This window comes from Nitrosomonas sp. (genome assembly GCF_024282095.1).
Lineage (GTDB): Bacteria > Pseudomonadota > Gammaproteobacteria > Burkholderiales > Nitrosomonadaceae > Nitrosomonas.
The window spans coordinates 1-25,449 of record NZ_JAMWZS010000024.1 but is presented as its reverse complement, the minus strand read 5'-3'; the positions used below and the strand labels follow the sequence as shown (position 1 = coordinate 25,449).

The 25,449-nt window shown below is 47.1% G+C and carries 21 protein-coding genes and 1 tRNA gene; 11 read left to right on the top strand and 11 right to left on the bottom strand.

All coding sequences use genetic code 11. From position 1 onward, the window contains the following. Positions 1-30 precede the first annotated feature (30 nt). The 6 genes from sucD to Q0K92_RS08340 all read right to left on the bottom strand — a co-directional run bounded on the left by sucD (position 31) and on the right by Q0K92_RS08340 (position 7,669). Complete coding sequence (sucD, locus tag Q0K92_RS08365; RefSeq protein ID WP_297325354.1) at positions 31-906, bottom strand: succinate--CoA ligase subunit alpha; 876 nt, start codon at positions 904-906, stop codon at positions 31-33. A 36-nt stretch (positions 907-942) separates the two neighbouring features. Continuing rightward, on the bottom strand, positions 943-2,109 hold the full coding sequence (sucC, locus tag Q0K92_RS08360) for an ADP-forming succinate--CoA ligase subunit beta (protein ID WP_297325353.1): 1,167 nt from the start codon (positions 2,107-2,109) through the stop codon (positions 943-945). 149 nt (positions 2,110-2,258) lie between these two features. Then, the gene (locus tag Q0K92_RS08355) at positions 2,259-3,062 is read right to left on the bottom strand and encodes a formate/nitrite transporter family protein (protein WP_297325352.1); all 804 of its coding nucleotides are present in this window, start codon (positions 3,060-3,062) and stop codon (positions 2,259-2,261) included. Between the two features lie 97 nt (positions 3,063-3,159). Next, a complete protein-coding gene (hemW, locus tag Q0K92_RS08350; protein WP_297325351.1) occupies positions 3,160-4,347 on the bottom strand; it encodes a radical SAM family heme chaperone HemW in 1,188 nt (395 codons plus the stop codon). Positions 4,348-4,369: 22 nt separating this feature from the next. Continuing rightward, positions 4,370-6,880: an FtsX-like permease family protein gene (locus tag Q0K92_RS08345; RefSeq protein WP_297325350.1), complete on the bottom strand. Its 2,511-nt coding sequence runs from the start codon at positions 6,878-6,880 to the stop codon at positions 4,370-4,372. 102 nt (positions 6,881-6,982) lie between these two features. Further along, positions 6,983-7,669, bottom strand: a complete 687-nt coding sequence (locus tag Q0K92_RS08340) for an ABC transporter ATP-binding protein (protein WP_297325349.1) — start codon at positions 7,667-7,669, stop codon at positions 6,983-6,985. Between Q0K92_RS08340 and Q0K92_RS08335 the strand changes: the two genes are divergently transcribed. Next, on the top strand, positions 7,668-8,315 hold the full coding sequence (locus Q0K92_RS08335; RefSeq protein ID WP_297325348.1) for an arylesterase: 648 nt from the start codon (positions 7,668-7,670) through the stop codon (positions 8,313-8,315). The two genes, Q0K92_RS08340 and Q0K92_RS08335, sit on opposite strands and share 2 nt — an antisense overlap. A gap of 42 nt (positions 8,316-8,357) precedes the next feature. On the opposite strand, the gene Q0K92_RS08330 is transcribed toward Q0K92_RS08335, so the two are convergent. Continuing rightward, the gene (locus tag Q0K92_RS08330; protein ID WP_297325347.1) at positions 8,358-9,353 is read right to left on the bottom strand and encodes an RluA family pseudouridine synthase; all 996 of its coding nucleotides are present in this window, start codon (positions 9,351-9,353) and stop codon (positions 8,358-8,360) included. Between the two features lie 435 nt (positions 9,354-9,788). On the opposite strand from Q0K92_RS08330, the gene Q0K92_RS08325 reads away from it, so the two are divergent. Continuing rightward, positions 9,789-12,353 (top strand): Rne/Rng family ribonuclease, encoded by a 2,565-nt coding sequence (locus tag Q0K92_RS08325; RefSeq protein ID WP_297325346.1) that lies wholly within the window; start codon positions 9,789-9,791, stop codon positions 12,351-12,353. A gap of 51 nt (positions 12,354-12,404) precedes the next feature. Here Q0K92_RS08325 and polA read toward each other — a convergent pair whose 3' ends face one another. Beyond that, complete coding sequence (polA, locus tag Q0K92_RS08320) at positions 12,405-15,131, bottom strand: DNA polymerase I (protein WP_297325345.1); 2,727 nt, start codon at positions 15,129-15,131, stop codon at positions 12,405-12,407. 15 nt (positions 15,132-15,146) lie between these two features. Here polA and Q0K92_RS08315 point away from each other — a divergent pair, with 15 nt between their 5' ends. The 4 genes from Q0K92_RS08315 to Q0K92_RS08300 all read left to right on the top strand — a co-directional run bounded on the left by Q0K92_RS08315 (position 15,147) and on the right by Q0K92_RS08300 (position 18,364). Then, complete coding sequence (locus Q0K92_RS08315; RefSeq protein WP_297325344.1) at positions 15,147-15,866, top strand: TIGR00730 family Rossman fold protein; 720 nt, start codon at positions 15,147-15,149, stop codon at positions 15,864-15,866. 57 nt (positions 15,867-15,923) lie between these two features. Beyond that, positions 15,924-16,310: a DUF2782 domain-containing protein gene (locus Q0K92_RS08310; RefSeq protein ID WP_297325343.1), complete on the top strand. Its 387-nt coding sequence runs from the start codon at positions 15,924-15,926 to the stop codon at positions 16,308-16,310. An 80-nt stretch (positions 16,311-16,390) separates the two neighbouring features. Continuing rightward, positions 16,391-17,341, top strand: a complete 951-nt coding sequence (locus Q0K92_RS08305; RefSeq protein WP_297325342.1) for a homoserine kinase — start codon at positions 16,391-16,393, stop codon at positions 17,339-17,341. A gap of 45 nt (positions 17,342-17,386) precedes the next feature. Beyond that, positions 17,387-18,364 carry a BPSS1780 family membrane protein gene (locus Q0K92_RS08300; RefSeq protein WP_297325341.1) on the top strand — a complete coding sequence of 326 codons (978 nt, stop codon included), beginning with the start codon at positions 17,387-17,389 and terminating at the stop codon, positions 18,362-18,364. A gap of 21 nt (positions 18,365-18,385) precedes the next feature. Here Q0K92_RS08300 and Q0K92_RS08295 read toward each other — a convergent pair whose 3' ends face one another. Together Q0K92_RS08295 and Q0K92_RS08290 are read right to left on the bottom strand one after the other, a co-directional pair. Continuing rightward, positions 18,386-20,587 carry a UvrD-helicase domain-containing protein gene (locus Q0K92_RS08295; protein ID WP_297325340.1) on the bottom strand — a complete coding sequence of 734 codons (2,202 nt, stop codon included), beginning with the start codon at positions 20,585-20,587 and terminating at the stop codon, positions 18,386-18,388. A 180-nt stretch (positions 20,588-20,767) separates the two neighbouring features. Further along, the gene (locus tag Q0K92_RS08290) at positions 20,768-21,637 is read right to left on the bottom strand and encodes a phosphoribulokinase (RefSeq protein ID WP_297325339.1); all 870 of its coding nucleotides are present in this window, start codon (positions 21,635-21,637) and stop codon (positions 20,768-20,770) included. A gap of 303 nt (positions 21,638-21,940) precedes the next feature. Here Q0K92_RS08290 and Q0K92_RS08285 point away from each other — a divergent pair, with 303 nt between their 5' ends. From Q0K92_RS08285 to Q0K92_RS08265, 5 genes are all read left to right on the top strand, one after another. Beyond that, the gene (locus tag Q0K92_RS08285) at positions 21,941-22,474 is read left to right on the top strand and encodes a hypothetical protein (protein WP_297325338.1); all 534 of its coding nucleotides are present in this window, start codon (positions 21,941-21,943) and stop codon (positions 22,472-22,474) included. 14 nt (positions 22,475-22,488) lie between these two features. Continuing rightward, positions 22,489-23,028 (top strand): hypothetical protein, encoded by a 540-nt coding sequence (locus Q0K92_RS08280; protein ID WP_297325337.1) that lies wholly within the window; start codon positions 22,489-22,491, stop codon positions 23,026-23,028. Between the two features lie 177 nt (positions 23,029-23,205). Next, positions 23,206-23,727, top strand: coding sequence for a hypothetical protein (locus tag Q0K92_RS08275; protein WP_297325336.1), 522 nt, complete (start codon positions 23,206-23,208; stop codon positions 23,725-23,727). A gap of 69 nt (positions 23,728-23,796) precedes the next feature. After that, positions 23,797-24,159, top strand: coding sequence for an exosortase system-associated protein, TIGR04073 family (locus tag Q0K92_RS08270; RefSeq protein ID WP_297325335.1), 363 nt, complete (start codon positions 23,797-23,799; stop codon positions 24,157-24,159). 418 nt (positions 24,160-24,577) lie between these two features. Further along, positions 24,578-24,653, top strand: a tRNA-Lys gene (locus Q0K92_RS08265). Positions 24,654-24,901: 248 nt separating this feature from the next. On the opposite strand, the gene Q0K92_RS08260 is transcribed toward Q0K92_RS08265, so the two are convergent. Next, positions 24,902-25,192 (bottom strand): transposase, encoded by a 291-nt coding sequence (locus tag Q0K92_RS08260; RefSeq protein ID WP_297325334.1) that lies wholly within the window; start codon positions 25,190-25,192, stop codon positions 24,902-24,904. Between the last annotated feature and the right edge of the window lie 257 nt (positions 25,193-25,449).

Here is a 25,449-nt window from a genome sequence, read left to right as displayed (position 1 = left end):
GATACCCTCAAAAATTACCCGGAAACCAGACTATAAAACCGACTGCAATAACTTGCCCATTTCAGCGGGATTGCGTGTGACCTTGATACCGCATGACGCCAGCACCTCCAGTTTTTCCTGCGCTGTGCCCTTGCCGCCGGAAATAATCGCGCCGGCATGCCCCATACGTTTACCGGGTGGTGCTGTTACGCCGGCAATGAATCCGACTACCGGTTTTTGCATGTGATCTTTTATCCAGCGCGCGCAGTCCTCTTCATCGGTACCGCCGATCTCGCCCACCATCAGCACGGCATCGGTTTCATCATCAGCATTGAATAACTGCATCACATCAAGGTGCTTGAGCCCGTTGACCGGATCGCCACCGATCCCGATACACGTGGATTGTCCCAATCCGAGTTCCATCAACTGCGCCACAGCTTCATAAGTCAACGTGCCGGAACGTGAAACCACACCGATGCGGCCTTTTTTATGGATGTATCCCGGCATAATGCCGATCTTGATTTCGTCCGGCGTAATGATTCCAGGGCAATTCGGGCCAATCAAGCGAGTTTTCTTGCCCTGCATTTTATAGCGCGTGCGGATCATATCCCGCACCGGAATGCCTTCAGTGATACAAATCACCAAGTCCAGTTCGGCCTCGACCGCTTCATCAATGGCCGCAGCAGCAAACGGCGGCGGCACATAAATGACCGAAACATTCGCACCGGTTTGTTGTTTAGCTTCCTTGACCGACGCATACACCGGAATGCCCTCAAAATCCTCGCCCGGTTTGCGCGGATTGACGCCGGCGACAAAACACGCTTGGCCATTTGCATATTCACGGCACATACGGGTATGAAATTGCCCGGTTTTACCGGTAATGCCTTGCGTCATGACACGGCTGTTGCGATTGATCAGGATGGACATGACTGACTACTCCTTCAATGGATAATCACGCGAAAATTATTGAACTTTGGCGGCATTGACCGCTTTTTGTGCCGCATCGGCCATGTTATCCGCCGAGATGATGGTCAAACCAGAGTCTGCCAGAATTTTTTTGCCCAGGTCCACATTGGTGCCTTCCAGTCTCACTACTAACGGTACTGCGAGTTTCACATCACGGGCCGCCGCCACCACGCCTTGCGCAATGACATCGCACTTCATGATACCGCCGAAAATATTCACCAGAATGGCTTGCAATTTGGGGTTACGTAACATCAATTTAAACGCTTCGGTGACTTTCTCAGCGGTCGCGCCACCGCCGACATCGAGAAAATTGGCTGGGTTACCGCCATACAATTTGATGATGTCCATGGTCGCCATCGCCAAACCCGCGCCATTGACCAGGCAACCAATGTTGCCGTCCAATGGAATATACGATAACTCATGCTTGGATGCCTCAATTTCAACCGGATCTTCCTCATCCAGATCACGCAGCGCGATAATCTCGGGATGGCGGAATAATGCGTTATCGTCAAAATTCATTTTGGCGTCAAGCGCGATCACCTGTTTCTCAGCGGTCAATGCCAACGGATTGATTTCCAACAACGACGCATCGGATTCATCAAAAGCCTGATATAGCCCTTGCAATAGTTTGATGGCTTGCGGCAGACTTTGTTCAGGTATGCCAATTTTTATGGCAATGTCTTGCGCTTCCTGTGCGCGCAGTCCCGCAACCGGATCAATAAACACTTTATGGATCTTCTCCGGCGTTGCAGCTGCCACTTGTTCGATTTCCATGCCGCCTTCCGAACTCGCCATCAAACACACGCGCTGTTGACGCCGGTCCACCACCATGCCAACGTAAAATTCCTTCTCAATACGCACGCCCTGCTCGATAAAAAGCCGATGCACCACCTGGCCTTCCGGGCCGGTCTGATGCGTCACCAAGCGCATATTTAAAATCTCGCTCGCACGCTGCCGCACTTCATCCAATGACTTGGCTACTTTCACCCCGCCACCCTTGCCGCGCCCGCCGGCATAAATCTGCGCCTTGACCACCCACACCTCGCCGCCCAGTTGCTGCGCAGCATTTACCGCATCGTCAACGCTGAAGCAGGCGATGCCTCTCGGTGTCACAACCTCATATTTTTGCAAAATCTCTTTTGCCTGATACTCGTGAATTTTCATAGGTACGTCCTCATCAATATGGCGGTCAGATCCTAATATTAACAGTATATCCTAATCATTTATCCTGATTATATTGGCACCCAAGCTATCAGCAGGTTTGCCTGTTGATCGCCCCAAGGTTTCTAATCGATTCATGCATGCCAAAAATATTAAGATGGATGATTTGCTTTGCTATAAGCCCAATACAACATAAATCCGGTAAACATCATCCCGCCAAACAGATTACCTGCAATCACCGGCAATCCATTCCATAACCACCAATCGGCGAAGGTGATATTCGCACCCAGCCACATGCCGGCCGGGATCACGAACATATTGACGATGGCGTGTTCATAACCTAGGCCAAAAAACGTCATGATCGGCAACCACATGGCGGCGATCTTGCCCATGGTTGTAGTGGAGGTGAACGCCATGACGGCACCCAGGGTCACCATCCAGTTGCACAGCACAGCGCTGGTGAAAGCGGTAATCGTGCCGTCCCAGCCAAGTTTCATATATTCGAGCGTTTTGATCTCTGCAATGTTGATGGTTCGTTGCAGTGCGGGAATGGTAGCCGGATCGATCGTTCCCATTTTGGTTGCCACAACGCAATATAAATAGGCATACGTGACGCTGCCGATCAGGTTACCGATCAGTACCCAGGTCCAGTTGACGAGTAAGCGGTTGAATGGAATTCTTTTATCTTTGACTGCGATCGGAATCAGCGCGAAATTGCCGGTTGCAAGCTCCAGTCCGAGCAGCACGATCATGACAAAGCCGACTGGAAACACCAGCGCACCGGCGATACCCCAGCCGGTTTGTGTTGCCGTCAGAATAGCCAACGTGGTGGCATAACCGAGAAAAGCACCCGCCAGAAAGCCACGGATCAGTAGCTGTTTGACCGGCAAACTCGCTTTCTTGGCACCCGCCTGCAACATATTTTCGACGATTTCTTCCGGTTTCACGTACGCCACGTTATGCACTCCTTGGGTCAGCCATTCTCAAATCCGAGGTATGCGATTCTAGCGCATAATCAGGCCGAATTTGCTTTTGAATGTATGGAAAGTGGTGTTATTTCGAACCTGTTTCAAGTAAGAAAATTTGCAGCAGATCATTGAGAAAGCGCCTGCCCAGCACAGTGGGTTTGATGCGGTGATGATCATGCACCAGTAGTCCGCGGTGTTCGGCCTCGTCCAGTTGTTGCTGTACGGCAGTGATGGGCAAGCCCGTGCGTTCCTGAAACAGCGCCGCATCAAACCCGCCATTGAGTCGCAATGCATTCATCATAAATTCAAAACTACGATCATTCGGGGTCAATTCATGCTGCGTCTGGGTCAATGATTGGTGCGCATTCGCTTTGGCCAGATATTCTTTGGGTTGCTTGTAGCGCATCTGGCGCACGATTTTATCGGCAAAGCTGATTTTGCTGTGTGCACCCGCGCCAATACCCAGGTAATCCCCAAACAACCAATAATTCAGGTTATGGCGTGATTCCTTTCCTGCCTGCGCAAACGCTGACGTTTCGTAGTTGCGGTACTGATGACGCGCGGTGGTTTGCTCGATCATGTCCTGCATTGCCGCCGCCTGCTCGTCATCGGGCAAATTGGGTGGAAAGCGATGAAACAGCGTATTGGGTTCCAGCGTTAAATGATAGGCGGAAATATGCGTAACCCCCAGACTGCACGCGGTTTCAATATCCGCCCGTGCTGCCGTCAGTGTTTGCCCGGGCAATGCGTACATCAGGTCGAGATTGATATTGTCGAAATTCTTGCGCGCGATTTCCACTGCACGATGCGCTTCCTGATCATCATGCACACGGCCCAATGCCTTCAGGTGTTGCGGATTAAAACTTTGTATGCCGATCGACAAGCGATTGATGCCTGCGGCACGGAAATCGGCAAATTTTTGCGCTTCAAAGGTGCCGGGGTTGGCTTCCATCGTGACTTCGGCAAAATGTTCCAGCGGCAACAATGTGCGCACAGCCGTCAAGATCGTATCAATCGCCTTGGCACCGAATAAACTGGGTGTGCCGCCGCCAAAAAACACGCTGCTCAAGCGCCGCCCCCAGACATCTGCCAGCGCGAATTCGAGATCGCGTATCAGTGCGGCAACATATTCGTCCTCGGGTGCCTGACTGCTCTCCCCGCGAATTTCATGCGAATTAAAATCACAATAAGGACATTTTTTTAAGCACCACGGAATATGAATATACAGGCTCAGTGGCGGCAGTGATTTGAGCTTAGGTGATTGTGAGTCCAATGATATCGCGGCCGGAAATGGCTTATCCAATCTTACGTAAGGTCAATAACGGCGGGCTTGACAGTGCCGAACGCGTGCCCAGCAAGCCGGCCACCAAAACACCGATCACGCCGGCGGCCGTACCAACCAGCCAGATCCAGGGATTAAACGTGTAATCGAGATGCAGAACATGTTTACCGATCACATAACCGAGCGCGCTGGCACCGGCCGAAGCAAATAATCCGGACAGTCCGCCCAATATCACAAATTCAGCCGCCCAGGCGCGCGACAATTGCTCGCGTCTGGCACCCAGCGCTCTGAAAATAGCTGCTTCATAAATGCGCTCATCCTGCGTGGAAGCAATCGCCGCATACAACACGGCAAAACCAGCCAGCATGGTAAACAGAAAAACAAATTCAATCGCTTGGGAAACTTGTCGAATCATTTGCTGCACCTGATTGATGACCACGGCCACATCAACCACCAGAATATTCGGAAAAGTCCTGACAAGCTCATGAATCATGGCGACTTCTGTCGGCGGCACATAAAAACTGGTGATATAACTGACCGGATAATTCTCCAACAAGCCGGGCGGCACCACAACAAAAAAATTAACCCGGAAAGTATCCCAGTCCACTTTTCTCACGTTGGTGATTCTGGCCGAAAAATGACTGCCTGCAATATCGTAAGTCAATTCATCGCCCAGCTTGACACCAATCGTTTTGGCAATACCCTCTTCAATCGACAACACCGCTTCGCGCGTATCTTCTTTCCACCAGGAACCCTGAACAACCTGATTATCCAATGCCAACCGGTCCGCCCATGACAAGTTGAACTCGCGCCGGATATGCCTTTCGGCATGCGGATCATTTGCGTAATCTTCCGGCGACACATTCTTGCCGTTGATCTTGATCAAACGACCTCTGATCATTGGAAACATGGGCGGATGTTCAATGGCATATTGCTGAAAAAATTCTTCCAGCGGCTCCAATTGGTCTGCCTGGATATTCACCAGAAAATGATTCGGTGCATTGGGTGGTAAGCTGGCATGCCAATCCTCAATCAGATCATCCTGAATCAGCGTCAGCACCAGCAATGCCATCAACCCCAATCCCAGTGCCACCGCTTGCAATACACTTGAAGCTGCGCGGCGCCGGATGCTGGCCAGGCCGTATCGCCACGCACCGCCGGCCTGATGACGCAGGCTCGATAAGATTTTGATCAGTAACCAGCCCAGGCCGCTAAAAATGGCAATGGCCGATATAAATCCAGCAACGATATACAGCCCCAATTTCAGATCTTGCGCTTTCCAGATGAACAACAGCGACAAAGCTGCCAGCCCCAACAAGTAGCCCGCCATGCTATGCGCGTTAGATAAGCCGATATCTCTGCGCAATACCCGTAACGCGGGAACACTGCGTAAATTGAGCACCGGCGGCAATGCAAAACCTACCAATAACACCAAGCCGACCAGCAGGCCGTGCAACGCTGGCAACCATGTGGGCCAAGGCAGAGCGGTGTCGACAAGACCCGTTAACCAATGCGTCAGAATCTCCTGCGCTGCAAAACCGATCAAGCAGCCGATACTGCTGGCGATAACACCCAGTGCAATAAAATAATATAAATACAGACGAAACAACTGTTGTTGGCTGGCTCCCAGACTACGCATCACTGCGCACCCATCCAGATGACGCTGGGTAAACCGACGCACCGCCAATGCAATCGCCGCCGCTGCCAAGACAACACTGGCCAGCGCCGCCAGACTCAAGAATTTTTCCGCACGCTCCAATGCGGCTTTAATCTCAGGACGCGCATCCCGAATACCTTCGGTTCTCTGCGCTTTGGTCAGTTGGGTTTTTGCCCAGTCACGAAATTGCTGCACCCCTTTAACGTCGCCGGCTACCAGTAAATTATAAGAAATGCGACTGCCCTGTTGTATCAATTCAGTTTCCGGCAAGTCGACTGCATTCATCATGACGCGCGGCCCCATATTGATGAATCCCACCGAGTGGTCCGGTTCACGCACAACTAATTCGGCCACGGTCAATTGCGTGGCACCGACATCAACTACGTCACCGCCTTTAAGATCCAGTCGTGTCATGACTTTCTCATCCACCCAGATAGTGCCCGGTTGTGGAATCCCGGTCGCCGCCTGAATTTGCGGTTGCGACATCAGGTTTTTTGATGATCTGCTGGCCAGGTGAACGCGCCCACGCAATGGATAGCCTTCCGTGACTGCTTTAATCTCAGTCAGCAGATTGTTATCTCCATTGGAAATCATGCTGGGAAATTTGGTCACGGATGAAACAGTCAATCCAAGTTGACGGGCTTTATCAGCATAATGCTCAGGGAGAGGCTGGCTTGAAATAACCAGCAGATCTGCTCCCAACAGTTGATTGCTCTCGCGCGCAAGTGCCATTTCTACGCGATCCGCAAAAAATCCTACCGTCGTCAACCCACTAATTGCGATGACCAATGCAAAAACCAAAACATTGAGTTCACCTGCGCGCCAATCACGACGCAGCATACGAAATGAAAGTTTAAAATAACTCATGAACAAAAACGCTGCCTTGTTGAGGATATATGATGCTATTTATTATAGATGCTGTAATTCTGTGCCACTCCCGATGCGATCCCGATTGCCCACAACGATTGCCTATTTCACCAGCTTACCATCCGCCAACCGAATTTGCCGCGAACATCGCTGCGACAATGCTTCATCATGGGTAACCAGAACCAATGTCGTGCCATGTTCACGATTGAGTTCGAACATCAGTTCGATAATTTGAATACCGGTTGCCGAATCAAGATTTCCCGTCGGTTCATCCGCCAGCAATAATTTCGGATCTGTCGCAAAAGCCCGTGCAATCGCAACCCGCTGCTGTTCACCACCGGATAACTGTTTGGGGTAATGATGCAAACGCATTGCCAATCCAACACGGTCCAGCAATCGCCGTGCTGTCGCTTCCGCATTGCCGGCAGCAGTGAGTTCCAGCGGTAACATCACATTCTCAATGGCTGTCAGCGCAGGAAGCAATTGAAACGATTGGAATACAAATCCCAGAATCTTGCCTCGTAGAGCAGCCCGACTATCCTCATCCAAGGTAAAAATATCGATATCATCCAACTGAACTTTCCCCGATGTCGGCAAATCCAACCCGGCAAGTAGTCCCAATAAAGTTGATTTACCTGAGCCCGATGCACCGATAATCGCAACTGCTTCACCCGCGTTCACCTGTAAATCGATATCCTGTAATATCGTTAACTGTTTGTCGCCCGTATTGACTTGTTTGGTAAGTGCCTGGGTCCAGAGAATCGGTTGTTTAACAAGATGGTCTAACATGAAAAAAAATTTCCTTATTATTCTGATTTTCTTTTTTACTTTCACTACCCCTGTCGCAGCAACGACGACAAAAACCGTTATGGTTTTTGGTGATAGCCTATCTGCCAACTATGGCATACCAATCGAAGCTGGCTGGGTTGCATTGCTGACGCAGCGACTTCAGCCTGAATTCGCTGATTATCAAATCATCAATGCAAGTATCAGCGGTGAAACGACGCTTGGAGGACGCAAGCGAATTGAACAAGCGCTTGAAAAACATCGCCCTGAGATTGTTATTCTCGAGCTTGGCGCTAATGATGGCTTGCGCGGCGCATCTATAAAATCCATTTACGAGAATCTGGAAGCTATTATAAAAACATGTCAAAAAAACAATGCGTTGGTTTTACTTGCCGGTATGCAGCTACCTCCCAATTATGGTATTACCTACACACAAAAGTTCCAAGCAATTTTTCCGCAGCTAGCTGAAAATTATCACATCAAATTAATACCATTTCTACTCGCTGGTTTCGGTGACAAGAATGATTTTTTTCAATCTGATGGTATTCACCCGAATGAAATCGCTCAGAAAAAAATTGCAGAAAATGTTTGGGAAGTTTTGCAAACTATGTTTAAAAATGAACAGGTCGCTGCCACACCCGATATTTGACACGCAGTATTATATCACTTCATTCTATTAAGGCTAACCCGATTAAGCTTGCAATGGATGATCCAATTGATCCACAAATTTCTGCAAATCTTTCGATAAAGGGGATTGTAGTGCCATGCGTTCCATCGAAACCGGATGCGTTATTTGCAGCGCATGCGCATGTAGAAACATTCGCGTTAAATGATTTCGGCCATTTGCTTTCGCAAGTTGCTTGTTCATCTCGAAATTGCCATATTTATCATCACCAATGATAGGAAATCCAAGATGCGCAAGATGCACACGAATCTGATGTGTGCGACCGGTTTTCAATTCGGCGTCGAGTAGACTGAAGTTTTTCCATGATTTCTGCAGCTTAAATATGGTGTGCGCCGGCATTGCTTTTGTACCCGTATTCTCACCGTTTGATATCGCAACACGCCGTTCACCTGTAGCAGTTACATATTTATTTAAAGCCAGTGTGACATGTTGCTTGGCGTTGCGCCATTCACCTTGAACCATCACCCAGTAATGTTTTTCCGTTAAGCCTTCGCGAATTTGCCGATGCAGCTCAACGAGTGCACTGCGTTTTTTTGCAAGTAACAGGACACCGGATGTTTCTCTGTCAAGACGATGCACCAATTCAAGAAATTTCCAGGATGGATTTTGTGCGCGCAATTGCTCAATGACACCAAAACTGATGCCGCTTCCGCCATGAACTGCCATGCCACCGGGCTTATCAATTACCAGCAATGCATCATCTTCAAATATTTTCTTGAATGTAAAAAAATTTGCGGGGACAACGGAGGGTTTATAAGAAACGCTTTTTTCAGCAATTTTAATCGGCGGAATTCGTACGATATCACCCAATCGCAAACGATAACTGGCATTTATTCGCTTACCGTTAATACGTACCTGGCCACTTCTCAGCAATTGATATATGTGGCTTTTCGGTACATTTCTGTAACGTTTAAACAAAAAATTATCAACCCGCTGATCCCATACCTCTTCTTCAATGTATAATTTTTCCACCGAGGGAGCAGAGAAGTCTTTTGTGTGCATAATTTCTGTTTTAGTTATAATCGTGCATTAATTTTCGTTAAAAATGTATTCTGCTTATTTCTTTTTAGAATCCATACTGTAGAATTCATCTGTTAGTAAACAAGTAGCTTGTTTTTATTTTAAAATTCTTTGATACCAATGAAGATTGACATAACGCAAAGTTCTATTTGGAACTTTATGTAAAATCTGGTACCTTAAACGAATAAATAAAGCAAGCATAGAAGGTTTCCCAGTTCAGGCATTACAAAATAAAAATTCTATACAGAAATAAAAGCAAAACAATATACTAACAAAAAGAAATATATAATTGACAAACAAATATTACAATAAAACCACCAAGCCCAAACCTCGTCATTACAACTACGTATACCACAAAAATCTATCCGATAATTTTATGGATAGTGTATTTATAAATAGAACACGTAAGGTTTGTAAATGAAACGAATGTTATTTAATGCGACACAGCCAGAAGAGCTACGAGTCGCCATAGTCAACGGTCAAACACTGGTTGATCTCGACATAGAATCTATCAGTAAAGAGCAACGTAAAAGCAATATCTATAAAGCTGTCATCACACGCATAGAACCTAGTCTGGAAGCTGCATTTATAGATTACGGTTGTGAGCGCCATGGTTTCTTGCCATTTAAAGAAATATCCACGTCATGCTTTGGCGAAAATGCCAATTCTACAAACAGCCGTATTCAGGACCTGATCCAAGAAGGTCAAGAACTCATTGTTCAGGTTGATAAAGATGAACGTGGCAATAAAGGCGCTGCACTTACAACTTATATCTCACTCGCGGGCCGATATCTGGTTTTAATACCCAATAATCCCAATAGCGGCGGTGTATCACGTCGCATAACCGGTGAAGAGCGCAATGACCTGCGCGAAGTGATTGCAAAACTTGAAATTCCGGAAGGCATGAGTATTATCGCCAGGACTGCGGGAATTGGCCGCAGCACCGAGGAATTGCAGTGGGATTTGAATTACCTGACACAGCTGTGGTATGCCATTGAAGAAGCGGCCAATAATCAGGATGGCGTTTTTCTAATCTATCAAGAAAGTAGCTTAGTTATCCGTGCCATTCGCGATTACTTTAACCAGGAAATCGGCGAAATTCTGATCGACAGCCGTGACATCTATGAACAGGCCAGCCAGTTTATGGCCCATGTCATGCCTGCAAATGTGGATCGCCTCAAATTCTATCACGATGATGTGCCGTTATTTTCACGCTTTCAGATCGAACATCAAATAGAAACCGCTTACTCAAGGCAAGTTTCGCTACCATCAGGTGGCGCGATTGTTATTGATCATACAGAAGCGTTAGTATCGGTTGATGTCAACTCAGCACGCGCCATCCGGGGATTGGATATTGAGCACACCGCACTGAATACCAATCTTGAAGCAGCGGATGAAATCGCGCGTCAATTGAGATTACGTGACTTAGGCGGACTCATCGTCATTGATTTCATTGACATGGATGTACAGCGTAATCAACGCGAAGTCGAAGCCAGATTACACGAAGCATTACGCCAGGATCGCGCCCGTATTCAAGTAGGAAAAATTTCGCGCTTTGGTCTGCTCGAATTATCACGTCAACGATTGCGCCCTTCGCTGGGTGAAAGTAACTATATCTCATGTACGCGTTGCAGCGGCACAGGATTTATTCGAGGAACCGATTCTTCGGCACTGCATGTGTTAAGAATCATCCAAGAAGAAGCCATGAAAGAAAATACCAGCGCATTGCATGTTCAGCTTCCGGTTGATGTAGCGACCTACCTGCTCAATGAGAAACGCGCGGAAATCTATGATATTGAAATGCGGCAAAGAATAAATATCATTCTTATACCTAATATTCATATAGAAACGCCTAATTACAGCATCACACGCTTACGTCATGATGATATAAGACCCAATGAATCAGTAGCCAGCTATAAAATGGTTGAGCGAAATACAGAAGAAAATAATTTAGTATTTACCGAACAAAAAGCTAAGCCTGTGCGCCCTCAAGCTGCAGTTCAAGGTATAACACCCGCTCAGCCGGCACCTAACCGAGATGATAAACTACGCGACACATCTTTATTGGATAAGTTTTTTAGCTGGTTTAAACCTGCCAGCACAGAAGAAACAAAAACCGATGCGGAGGCCAAACAATCCAGCGACAAACCCAAGGCATCGCAAGATCGCGGGCGTGTACGCAGCCGTCGCGGACGCAATCGGAATGAACGTCCTAAAGATACTTCCGCTAGTAAGCAAGCCAAGCAAAGCAACTCCGCGGATGCTCACAATAACGCCACTTCTGAACAACCTTCTCACCCAATGGGCGCTACAGAGCAGATAAGCGCGGCAAGAAAACCTGTTCAACAATCCGATTCGAACCGCCTGGATACCGCACTGACAGAAGATTTGCCAGTAATAGAAAAAGACAATCCGACTTCTCAAAGTAGTTTATCAAGACCAGATGGACAAAGACGTGTGCGTAGACATCGTGGTGGTAATAAAAACAGGGAACAATCTGCCCGCGATAAAAGCGCTACTGAAACTCAGGATGCAGAATTTGAGCACGTATCAAGCAGTACTGCTGATCGTGACAATGATTCGCTCAGTTCTCAACCAAGCACAGAAAAACCACTATCTGGTAATGTGGCAGGGATTGATAATATTTCCGAACAAACTGCTGCGCATGATGATTCAACAGAAATTACCACTAAAAAACATCACAATAAGAGAACCAAAACCGAAACGCCATCGATTGATCATCATTCAGATACCGCTGAGCAACCGATCGCTATTGTCTCCACACCGTCAATACCTAAACCCAGTCTTATTCAAGAGCTTCCGGATCTGCAGAAAAGTGGACTCGTGATGATAGAAACGCCACCTGAGAAGGTTGAAATGGCTACAGAAGATATCATCACCCCTAAACGACCCAGAAGAAAAACCAAAGAAGCTGTTGCGGCCGAAGCCGAACCTTTAATGCAAGTCGAAACACGCGAATAATTTGCTCGAACACTACCACGGAATACACGATATCGTCAGGCGCATGTCATCTCAATGTGCCTGTTCCCAATTATCTCCGACACCAACCTGTATCAATAGCGGCACATCCAACTGCATTACCTGACTCATATAGTCAGGCAATGCATTTTTCATTAACACAACTTCATCATCGGGCACCTCCAGCACCAACTCATCATGAACCTGCATGATCAACTTGCTGTGCAATTGCTCCTTATGCAACCAATCACGTACGGCGATCATCGCCAGCTTGATAATATCCGCCGCCGTTCCCTGCATGGGGGCATTAATGGCAGCCCGCTCCGCGCCTTGCCGACGATTTCCATTGGCGTTATTGATCTCAGGCAACCATAGTCTGCGCCCCAAAACGGTTTCAACATACCCCAGTTGTCTGGCTTTTTCCCGGGTTTGCTGCATATATTTTTCCACCCCCGGATAACGCGCAAAGTACCGCTCCATATAAGCACGGGCAGCACTGCGTTCAATGCCCAATTGTGCCGCCAGACCAAACTCCGACATACCGTAGATCAAGCCAAAATTAATCACTTTGGCGTAGCGACGCTGTTCTTGGTCCACTTGATCCAACGGAATCCCAAATACTTCCGCAGCAGTCGCCCGATGGATATCCTCACCGGCTGCGAAAGCTTTCAGAAGACCGTCATCCTGAGAAATATGCGCCATGATTCGTAACTCAATTTGCGAATAGTCGGCTGAAATAATCCTGTAACCCGGCGGTGCAATAAAAGCTTCCCGGATTCTCCGGCCTTCACTGGTGCGCACCGGAATGTTCTGCAAATTCGGATCCGAGCTGGCTAAGCGTCCTGTTACCGCCACCGCTTGCGCATAATTGGTATGTACCCGTCCGGTATTGCGGTCCATCATTAATGGCAATTTGTCGGTATACGTCGACTTCAACTTGGCGAGGCTACGATAATCAAGCAGTAGCTTGGGCAATGGATAATCCAGCGCCAGCTGCTGCAACACATCTTCATCGGTAGAAGGAACACCGGTGGGTGTTTTTTTGATGACCGGCAATTTGAGCCGGTTAAACAGAATTTCCTGTATCTGTTTGGGCGAATTCAGATTGAATGGTTGTTCGGCGATGACATAAGCTTGTTGTTCCAATATGTATAATTTCTCACCCAACTCGTGACTCTGCTTTTGCAACAACTTGTAGTCCAACAAAACGCCGTTACGTTCAATTTCAAACAGCACATCCAGAATCGGCATTTCTATTTCACGGTAGATGTAATGCAACCGATCATCACTTTGGATACCGGGATATAAGACCTGATGCAATTGCAATGTGATGTCCGCATCCTCCGCGGCATACCGGGTCGCGGTATCAATCGCCACTTCGTCAAAACCGATGCGGTTAACGCCTTTCCCCGTGACCTCATCATAGCTGATCGTTTTAATATCCAGATGACGCAGCGCCATACTGTCCATATTGTGCGGGCGATGGGATTCCAACACGTAGGATTGAAGCAACGTATCATGCACAATGCCATTCAATTGAATGCCATGATTGGCAAATACATGCTTATCGTATTTTAAATTCTGCCCCAGTTTAGGTTTCGTCGCATCCTCCATCCATGGCTTAAGTTTGCTTAATACCATCTCCAACGGAAGTTGCTGCGGCACACCGGCATAGCTGTGCATCAGCGGCAGATATGCCGCATGGTGGCTTTCAATACACAATGAAATGCCCACCAGTTTTGCCTGCATCGGATTTAGACTGGTTGTTTCAGTATCCACTGATACCAGTTGCGCCGCATCCAGCCGGACTAACCAATCATTCAGTTCGGCTTCTGTAAGGATCGTTTGATAAGTACCTGCATGGGCGCTTTCGTTATTCGTCACCGTCGTTTGACTGTCGTTCGCGATCATTGCTGCGGATTGATCCGCAGTTATCTGCTGGCGCAGTTCACGTAACGATGCTTTCATATCGAGTTGTTCGTATAGCCGGATAAGTTGCTCGGTATCCTGAGGTTGATACGCAAGATCGGTTATTTTAACCGGCAGATTCACATCACATTTAATCGTGATCAACTGGCGCGCTGTATCAAACCAATCCAACGCGGCGCGCAAATGCTCACCCACAGTTCCTTTAATCTCATTGGCATGCGCAATGAGATTATCCAGTGATCCATACTGTGTAAGCCACTTGACGGCTGTTTTAGGTCCCACTTTCTGCACACCCGGAACATTGTCAGCCGTATCACCAACCAGCATCAGGTAATCCAGCATGCGGGCCGGCGGCACGCCAAACTTGGCAAGTACATTCGCCTCGTCCAGCATCTCATTGCTCATGGTATTTACCAGCGTAATATTTGCGTTTACCAATTGCGCAATATCTTTATCACCGGTTGAAATGATGCAGCGCATATCCGCTTCGACTGCTTGTTGCGCCAAGGTGCCGATGACATCATCCGCTTCCACGCCGTCAATAATCAGCATCGGCCAACCCAGTGCGCGAATACAAGCGTGCAAGGGTTCAATCTGTACAGCCAGATCATGTGGCATGGCAGGTCTGTGCGCTTTATATTCAGGATATAGCGCATCGCGGAAAGTTTTACCTTTTGCATCAAACACACACGCGCTATAATCAGCGTGGTAATCCTTGTGCAAACGTCGTAGCATATTGAGCACGCCATGAATTGCACCCGTCGGTTCGTTGTTGCGATTACGCAAATCAGGCAATGCATGAAAAGCGCGATATAAATAGGACGAACCATCAACCAACAACAATGTTTTCATTTATAAGATATTCCTATGAGTCTACAAGATAAACCAGCCACTCACTTATCTGTAGATAAATCCTGGTCAGCAAAAGAGTCATGGCGCTTATTTGGAATTATGGCAGAGTTTGTCGAAGGAACGGAGCGTCTTGATGCCATTCAACCCGCCGTGAGTATTTTCGGCAGCGCACGCACCACGCCGGATAGTCCACACTATCAATTAGCCGAGCAGATTGCCAAGCAACTCTCTGATGCCGGATTTGCGGTGATTTCCGGCGGTGGCCCCGGCATCATGGAAGCTGCTAATAAAGGTGCTTACTTTGGTAAATCACCCAGCATCGGTTTAAATATTCAACTGCCCCACGAGCAGCATCGTAACGCTTATCAGGACATCAGTCAGACGTTCCGTCATTTTTTTGCACGCAAATACATGTTTGTTAAATTTGCTACTGCTTACGTGGTATTACCAGGCGGTTTCGGCACATTGGACGAATTGATGGAAGCATTGACATTGGTACAAACCGGAAAAACCCGCAAAATGCCCATCATCCTGGTCTACTCGGAATTCTGGCGGGGATTGCTCGACTGGTTCCAGAAAACATTAATTTCCGAAGGCTGTATCTCACGTGCAGACATGAACCTCATCCAAGTCATTGATGAACCGAATCAAGTAGTCAGTGCAATCTTTCAGTATTATGAAACCAGCGGGTTTGAACCCACTGCCGCTGAAAAAGAAGTTCAGCTCAATCTTTAACCGTCACCTACGATTTTAGGTAGAATACAAAATAATCCTGACCCACCGGGAACCAACATGTACCAACTTATTCTTATACTGTTCCTCAGCGCTGCGATCCCTGTTATGGCGCAATCCGACCCTCCCAAACAGTCGAAAAAGTCTTCGCGGCCGGATAATTTGATACCATTACCCGAAATACCTGAATTACCGCCGGATCCCGATCAACCGCTTCCGCCGGATATTCAACCTGACCCTGAACTGGAAACACAAGTTACCATTATAAAACGCGGAGAAGACACGATTGAAGAACACCGCATCAACGGCGAATTACTGATGATCAAAGTCATTCCACGTATTGGTCCGCCTTATTATCTGAAGAAAAATACCACCAGAGAGTATCACACGCATCCCGAGGCCGGCATCGATGTCAGTCCGCCGATGTGGCAATTCTTCAAATTCTAACGTTAATAAAGCGCACAAGAACACACTACGCAATGAAATCTCCCTGTTTCCATTTTTACGCTTGCTTATCCTGCTAATACATGTCTGTTTTTACACCCGTTACCGATAGCCAGCTCGCAGCTTGGCTAACAGATTACGCACTGGGCCAATTGGTCAATTTACAGGGCATCTCCTCGGGTATTGAAAATACCAACTATTTTGTCACGACGACGCAAGGCAAGTTTGTATTGACGCTGTTTGAAAAATTGACCAGCCGCGAATTGCCTTATTATCTGAATCTGATGGCGCATTTATCCGGGCATGGTATTCCTTGCCCTGCGCCGATCCCCAGAGTCGATCACAAATTGCTGGGTACACTGAACAATAAGCCGGCCACGATCGTCACCTGTTTACCCGGACAATCAGTCACACACCCAACCGCAGCACAATGTGCGGAAGTCGGCACAGTATTGGCAAAAATGCACTTAGCAGGCAGTTCCTATCACGATACAATGAATAATCCGCGCGGCTTAACATGGTGGCAAGCTAAAGCACCGGAAATCATTCCTTTCCTGTCAGCCGATGAGAAATCGTTACTGACCGCCGAATTGAATTTTCAGGCAACGCAACAATCCATTGTGTTACCTCATGGCGTTATCCATGCCGACTTATTCCGTGACAATATCTTGTTCACAGGCAACACAATCGGTGGCGTCATCGATTTTTATTTTGCCTGTAATGACACTTTCTTATACGATCTGGCGATTACTGTGAATGACTGGTGCATGACTGAAGGCAAAACACTGGATGAGACATGTACACTTTCACTGATTGAGGCGTATCATGCCATTCGACCGCTATCCTCGAGTGAACACGGCGCATGGTCGGCCATGTTGCGTGCCGGCGCATTACGCTTCTGGATTTCCCGATTATATGACTATCATTTGCCGCGTCCGGGAGAACTGACACATGCCAAGGATCCAACGCATTTCAGAGAAGTATTAAAGAATCATGCTACAGACATAGCCAACATAGAAAAGCTGTGGATTTGAATCATCATTAGAAGCTGATATACCGATTTAATTGGAGAAACACTCATGGAAATTCATCAAGTCAACGCCAAACAGGGATTACAATGGATCTTAAGCGGCTTCTACCTGTTCCGTAAAGCACCACTGGCTTGGATAATGGTTTGCTTTACCTTGGTATTGATCGCTATGAGCATGTCGTTCATACCATTACTTGGGAAATTTATTTTTACTTTGATCTCTCCAGTATTCTTGGCCGGAATCATGCTGGGCTGCAAAGATATGGAACAAGGTAAGTCGCTTGAGATTGCGCATTTACTGGCTGCTTTCAGAACCAACTCGGCGCCGCTCATTACCATTGGTGGCGTCTATCTGATCGGACAAATTTTAATCATCGGACTGGTCATGCTGATCGGCGGTTCGCAGATGACTGACATGTTGTTATATGGAAAAAGGGTCGACGAAAGTGAACTGATGGGCGTAATGAGCAACATGCTGACATCCTCATTGATTGCACTGACACTTTCCATTCCGTTGATGATGGCCTCCTGGTTTTCTCCCTTACTCGTGGTATTTCATAACGTTCCGCCGATCGTTGCCATGCAAAGAAGCTTTTTTGCTTGTTTGAAGAACTTCATCCCGTTCCAAGTCTATGGCATTACGCTCATCGTGCTGACGATTCTTTGCCTGATGCCCTATGGCATTGGGTTGATCGTTCTGATTCCCGTCATGTTCGCTTCCATTTATGTCAGTTACAAAGATATTTTTCTCGCTGAGCGACTTCAGTTCAAATACAGCCAGACTGATCAGAATTATCAAAAAGCCAACTGGAGTAATGGCGACGAAACATCTATGGAGAATGAAAACGAAACAAAACCGGATGCTGTCACCACAGAAAATAAACCAAAAGACGCAAGCGAACGCGTTCAATGCGCGCAATGTAATTTGCTCATCCCGAAAAATGAGTCCATCGAAGATAAAGGACGATTCTTTTGCAGCGAGGAACACCGCCAGCGCTATCAAGATGCCGATCAATCAACCCAATAAAATCTGTTTAACGGGGCCCTGCTAAACCGCGGTCAATTTCGCATACTCAAGCAGCAACCACTTCGTTCCGGCATCATTAAAATTGACTTGTACGCGCGCTTCGCTGCCGCTGCCTTCATAATTGATGATGACGCCCGTGCCAAACTTGGCATGCAGCACAGCTTGTCCGATTCTCCATGCACCGCCGACTGATCTCTTCTGGCTATCGGTTGTTGTTCTTAGCGTGGCTGCTGTGGCTTGATTGGCGGTATTTGCATAGTAGGGATTCAGATCCATTCTAGGCACCGATTGCAGCCATTTCAAACAGCTTTCCGGAATTTCATCGAGAAAACGCGATGCGATGTTATAGCGGGTTTGGCCATGCAACATGCGGCTTTGCGCAAAGCTTACATATAACCGGCGGCGGGCGCGTGTCATGGCCACATACATCAATCGCCTTTCCTCCGCAATGCCATTGGCTTCATTTAAGCTGTTTTCATGTGGAAAAAGCCCTTCTTCCAATCCGCTTAAGAATACACTATGAAATTCCAGTCCTTTGGCCGCATGGACTGTCATCAGCTGCAACGCATCCTGACCGTTGCCGGCTTGATGCTCGCCGGCTTCCAGCGAAGCATGCGCAAGAAATTCCGCCAGACTGTCATTTTCTGCTTCATGTACAAAACTGGTTGCCGCATTAATCAGTTCGTTCAGATTCTCCAGCCTGTCTGCACTTTCACGTTCTTTGGCATAGTGCGCGAATAGCTCACTGTGCGTCAGCATGTGTTCAACAATTTGAGGTAATGGCAACGTGCTACAGCCTTGCCGCATCGTCATGATCAAATGCACAAATGCGCAAATGCCTTTTAAGGGTTTCTCCGGTTGCTGTGCAATGGCTGCTTCACCACCGCATTTCTGCAGTGCGGCCGCCCATAAACTTGCGCCTTGTACTTTGGCATCATCCTGCAATTGTTCCAAACCGCGTGCGCCAATGCCGCGCGCCGGGAAATTAATGACGCGCAATAGCGCGCTGTTATCGTCCGGATTGGCGATCAAGCGCAGGTAAGCCAATGCATGCTTGATTTCCTGGCGATCAAAGAAACGCATACCACCATAAACGCGATACGGTATCGCGGCATTAAACAAACTGTGTTCGAGCACCCGCGATTGTGCATTGGAGCGATAAAGCAGTGCGATTTCCGATAAGGCGATGCCTTCAGCATGCAAAGTTTTGACTTCACCGGCAATAAACGCAGCTTCATCGAAATCGTTCGGCGCATTGTAAACACGTATTGGCTCGCCCTTCCCTTCGGCAGTCCAGAGATTCTTCCCTAAACGTTCGCTGTTGTTTTCAATCAGCGCATTGGCCGCATCCAGAATATTGCCGTGTGAACGGTAATTTTGCTCCAGTTTAATCACCTTGGAGATGCCAAAATCACGCTCAAAATCTTTCATATTGCCGGTATTCGCACCACGGAATGCGTAAATGCTTTGATCATCATCGCCAACCGCAAATACTGCCGCGGCACGCTCAGTGCCTACGCCAGCCAGTAATTTGAGCCACTGATACTGCAATCGATTCGTGTCCTGGAACTCATCCACCAGAATATGGCTAAAACGTTCACGATAATGCTGGCACAGAATTTCATTGCGACTCAGCAATTCATAACTACGCAATAGCAATTCAGCGAAATCAACAACACTTTCCTTGTAACATTGCTGCTCATAAGCCTGATAAAACTCCAGCATGCGACGCGAAAAGGCATCTTCCACCGTAACATAGGCAGCCCGTAGCCCCGCTTCCTTGGCGCTATTGATAAACCACTGCACCTGACGCGGCGGGAATTTTTTCTCGTCAACCGATAAATCTTTCAGAATACGTTTGATCAAGGCCAGTTGATCAGCAGAATCCAGAATCTGGAAAGTTTGTAATAACCCTGCATCCTGATAATGCGTACGCAACATGCGATGACACAATCCATGAAATGTGCCGATCCACATACCACGCGGATTGATCGGCAACATCGCAGTAATGCGTGTCAGCATTTCTTTGGCGGCTTTATTGGTAAACGTCACCGCCAGAATACCGTGCGGACTTACCTGTCCCGATTGAATCAAATAGGCGATTCGCGACGTCAATACTCGGGTTTTACCGCTCCCGGCACCGGCCAATACCAATACGGATTGATGCGGCAATGTAATGGCTTCAAGTTGCTGTGGATTCAGGTCGGATAGTAGCGAAGTCATGTAACCAATATGGAATGGATACCGTATAGAATTGTTGCGCGCTCAGGCCGAGCAGGAGCCACAAAGCGTGTGATGCAAGTTGCTAACTTGCCGATTAATTCCGAATCAGATCAATGCGTATGGACATTTATCATGATTCATGAATTAACAGGCTGTCAACCGAAGATTAGCCAGATGTTGCTACGCTTTGGTTCTCGCGACAATGTCCAGAATCAGTGGAGTCAATATCAACTCGATCGCCATACCCATTTTTCCGCCTGGAACCACAATGGTATTCGGGCGAGACATGAATGAGTCATGAATCATATTCAACAAGAAAGGAAAATCTATTTTTTCAGGATTCCTGAAACGGATCACTACAAGACTTTCATCCAGTGTTGGAATTTCACGTGCGATAAATGGATTGGAGGTATCGACCGTAGGCACACGCTGGAAGTTGATGTGGGTGCGCGAAAACTGTGGTGTGATGTAATGTACATAATCATGCATGCGACGCAAAATAGTGTGCGTTACTGCTTCTGCTGAGTAACCGCGTGCATTGGTATCACGAAATATTTTCTGAATCCATTCCAGATTAACGATAGGCACAACACCAACCAACAAATCCACATACTTGGCCACATCGGCCGTATCGCTTTTTGCACCACCGTGCAGCCCTTCATAAAACAGCAAATCGGAGCCGGCTGGAATCGGCGACCAGGGCGTAAAAGTGCCCGCTTTTTGCTGCCACGGTTGTGCTTCTTCATCGTTATGCAGATACAAACGTGTCTGACCGCTGCCCTTTTCACCGTATTCCTTGAATAAGGCTTCCAGTTTCTCGAATTCATTGGCTTCCGGACCGAAATGGCTGATTGCACGCCCACCGTTTTCTTCTGATTTTGCCACTGCTTGTTTCATTGCTTCGCGATCGTAACGATGAAAACTATCGCCTTCCACAATCACAGCTTTCAAATGTTCGCGACGAAAAATATGTTCAAAGCTGGTCTTTACCGTTGAGGTACCTGCACCTGAGGATCCGGTAACGGCGATAACCGGGTGTTTTTGCGACATTCTGATTTTCTCCTAAAATAAAATATGACTATTAAAATTCTGTATCCGTATGATACCTTTTTTCTACTCAGCTTTGGCGCAGGTGATTGACTTGTATCCGGCACCGCCGCTCAAAATTTTGCGCAACACTACAGCGGGACTTTTCCGGAACTTACAAAGCTTAATCCAGGTCACAGTGATTGCTTAAATAACATGCGTATTGTATATCAAGAATACACGCAAATTGTCGTCGATAGCCGCCCAAGTCGGCACGAAAGTAAAAAATTTCTTGTTGTTGCTTGATTGATCCAAGGTTGAGTTCGTATGAAAAATATACAATATCTATTCACCATTTCATTCCTGGCATTCACGCTAAATACCTTGGTATTCGCTGAAGGGGATGGCGGTGGCGGCGATGGTGGTGGCGATAGCGGCGGAGACGGCAGTGGCGATTATGATGGTAGCGGTCACCACGATGGCGATGGGCATCATCATGATCATGGCCATCATCACAATAATTTTATTCTCGGTATCGGCGGTTTTTATGACCCTTGGTTGTGGGGCGGTTACTACGGTCCTGGAATGTGGAGAAGTTACTATGGTCCCGGTTTTTGGGGACCTTACGGCTACCGCGGCTATGGTTATGCCGATCCTTTTTTCAGGCCTTATTATACCTACCCGCCTGCTGTTGCAGTTCCCTCACAACCGCCTGTTTACATTCAACAGCAAGAACCTAAACGCGTTCAACCGAAGATCGATTATTGGCACTATTGCCAAGATCCGCAAGGATATTATCCCTATATCCGGGAATGTCCGGGCGGCTGGCTACAAATCGCCCCCCAACCCAATACTCAATAAGTGAGAACAGTACCATGAAAAAAACCCGACAATTAGTAATACCCGCGCTGATCTGCACACTGACGGCATGTGTCAATTTGCCAACCGGCCCCAGCGTCATGACTTTGCCGGGTTCCGGCAAAAGTTTCGAGCAATTCCGTTATGACGATTACGACTGTAAACGTTATGCATACGAGCAAGTAGGCGGTCAAACGCCCCGTCAAGCAGCGCAATCGAGCGGCATCGAAAGTGCTGCTATCGGCGCCGGACTCGGCGCTGCTACAGGTGCGGCGATTGCCGGTGGCGGAGGTGCTGCAGTCGGTGCCGGTGTCGGCTTATTAGGCGGTGGGTTGGTAGGATCGGGCACTGCCAGCACTTCCGCGTATGTCAATCAGCAACGTTATGACATCAGTTATATTCAATGCATGTATGCCAAGGGTCATCGCGTCCCGATATCGGGCAGAATTACCGATGATGCGCCAGCAAGCAGCAATAGAAACATCGCGCCGCCGCCTGCCAATTTTAATCCGCCACCGCCGCCACCCGGCAATCCGCCACCACCGCCGCCTCGGTAATTTTTCCGGTATCGCCATCATCGACCGACTTATCAAACAGATAATAACTCAGTATCATATTGCGCTAGAATATGCACACAAATAAAGCGGTGATTCATCGGTATGATCGATAATCACCGCTATTTAGGATTGTAAACTGCAACTGGACTTTAAGATAAGAACATAGGAGTAAAAACTGTGCACCCGATTGTACCCATCATTATGGCACTTGGTGCCATTCTGTTCTTCGTAGGAATAGGCGTCCAAGCCCGGCTTGGCGTACAACGAATCAACAGTATAAAACTACGCGGAAAAGAATATAAGCTCTGGCACTTTGTAGTTGTCACTGTGGGATCAGGCGTGGCATTGATCATGCTATCGGTTTTAATACCCAAGTATGTACCTTACCAACCTGAATCAACTCAGCAATCATCACAACCGTTGATATCCAGCAATTTGAAATATGAATTGGACTCGATCCTATCCAGCATGCGTCTGAATGACGATGCAATGATGAACGCTATCAGCAGATTTCAAGTGGAATATCAGAAAGCATCACAAAATAGTGACAAAAATACAATGGACTTGCTTGTTCTGGAAATCGCTTACCGCATTAGAACCGAACTACAGAATCGAAGCTATCCGGAAAACCAAGTGGAACGTGAAGTGGAGAGAATTACCGGCATTCTGAAGCAATCTATCAAACAAGAAAACAAATAATCATCAATAGAAGAACCATCTGATATTTCTGTAGAATTAATTGGTTTATTAATCACTCAAGGACTTTTTATGAAAAAAATGATGCAAGCATTACTGATCATAGCCATCATGTTTCTGGCAGCGCCCAATGTAGTATTTGCCGATCAGTATCCTGATAAAGTTGTCGAAAAGCTTGGCAACGGTCTTGCGAACGCCGTGACCGGTGTCGTTGAAATACCCAAAACAATAACGATCATTGGTAACAGGGACGGCGTTATCCATGGCATGACCATCGGATTCCTCACCGGCATTGCCAATGCTGTCGGACGCTCATTAAGTGGTGCTTTCGATATTGCAACATTCCTCATACCCACCACACCCTTTGTCAAACCGAGCTATATCTGGGATGATTTTAATCGCGAAACAACCTTCGTCGAAGCACACATGCGTTAATTGCTTTCTTTTCCCATTGCATTATTCATTGATGCCTTAAAATGCTCGCTCAAACTTAATCTGATCAGCTCATAGTATAAAAATATGTGCTTGTCAAATGATACAGTTTGAGCGGGCACAATTTATTCCTTGCATGCTCTTCCCAGTGCACTGTGTAGCCAAGGGACGAAGAATTGAATTCGACGAGATTAAATTTTATAGCATTATTATATGCTTACAGATAATTATCTTTTCGAATTCCTTCTCCAATAAATGTGGGATAGACGCTTCTTCAAGCATGACTAGCCACGCTATCTTCTAGGATAAAACAAGAAATCGATCATTTCTAAACATTTATTTGATCATTCTATAAATTTGAGTTTCTAATCCAACAAAGCCATTTCTATCACTAATTAAATCAGGTATAATTTCGCGCTTTGGGTCGTTAGCTCAGCCGGTAGAGCAGCGGACTTTTAATCCGTTGGTCGCCAGTTCGAATCTGGCACGGCCTACCAAATAGAACAGGGGTTAGCTTAAACGCTAATCCCTTTTTTATTTCTGAACGAGACAAAAACTTTTTTATCATACTGTTAGTGGGAGACATTTTTTTCGATTTTTTCCAGAAATTAAGCACAATGTGGATTGACGATCAGCTCTGAGCCCTTCCTACGCCAATCATAATAAGCGCTGCTGCTTACGCTCATTACCCTGCAAAGCATAACTACTGGATAATGACTTTTCCGAGCTTGAATGAAACCATATTTCACTTCATTTCTTGCGCAAAGAAGGCGCTCGCCTTTTTTAGGATTTCTTTCTCCATGCGCAGTGTTTTTATCTCTCGCCTGAGACGCTGCAGTTCTGCACGCTCATCAGCATCCAGACATTCACCATTTCTTTCCTGCGCTTGCTGCTTAACCCACCGTTGCAGATTCTTCTCACTGGTATAAACCACTTGAGCCGCTTGCACTATGGTGTAGCCGTACTCTGTAACCAGTGATACCGCTTCCTTTTTAAATTGCTCTGAATAGAGCCTTCGCCTTCCTGATTCTTTCATCCTTCACCTCGCTAATTAGTTGTCCTACTACCTTAACAAGATATCCGGCTTTATTGAACCACAACAAAATCAATGGGTTCACGAGAATAACACTATCAGACCCCATAGCTCATTAGGTTATAAACCACCAGCTCCTGAAATCTTAGAGACTCCATTATCACGAAATTTACATCCTTTCATGCATTAGCTTATGATACAAATCACTGAAGTGGTCCCCTACAACTGTACAACCTGAAGGTAGAATTAAGCTCTGCCAT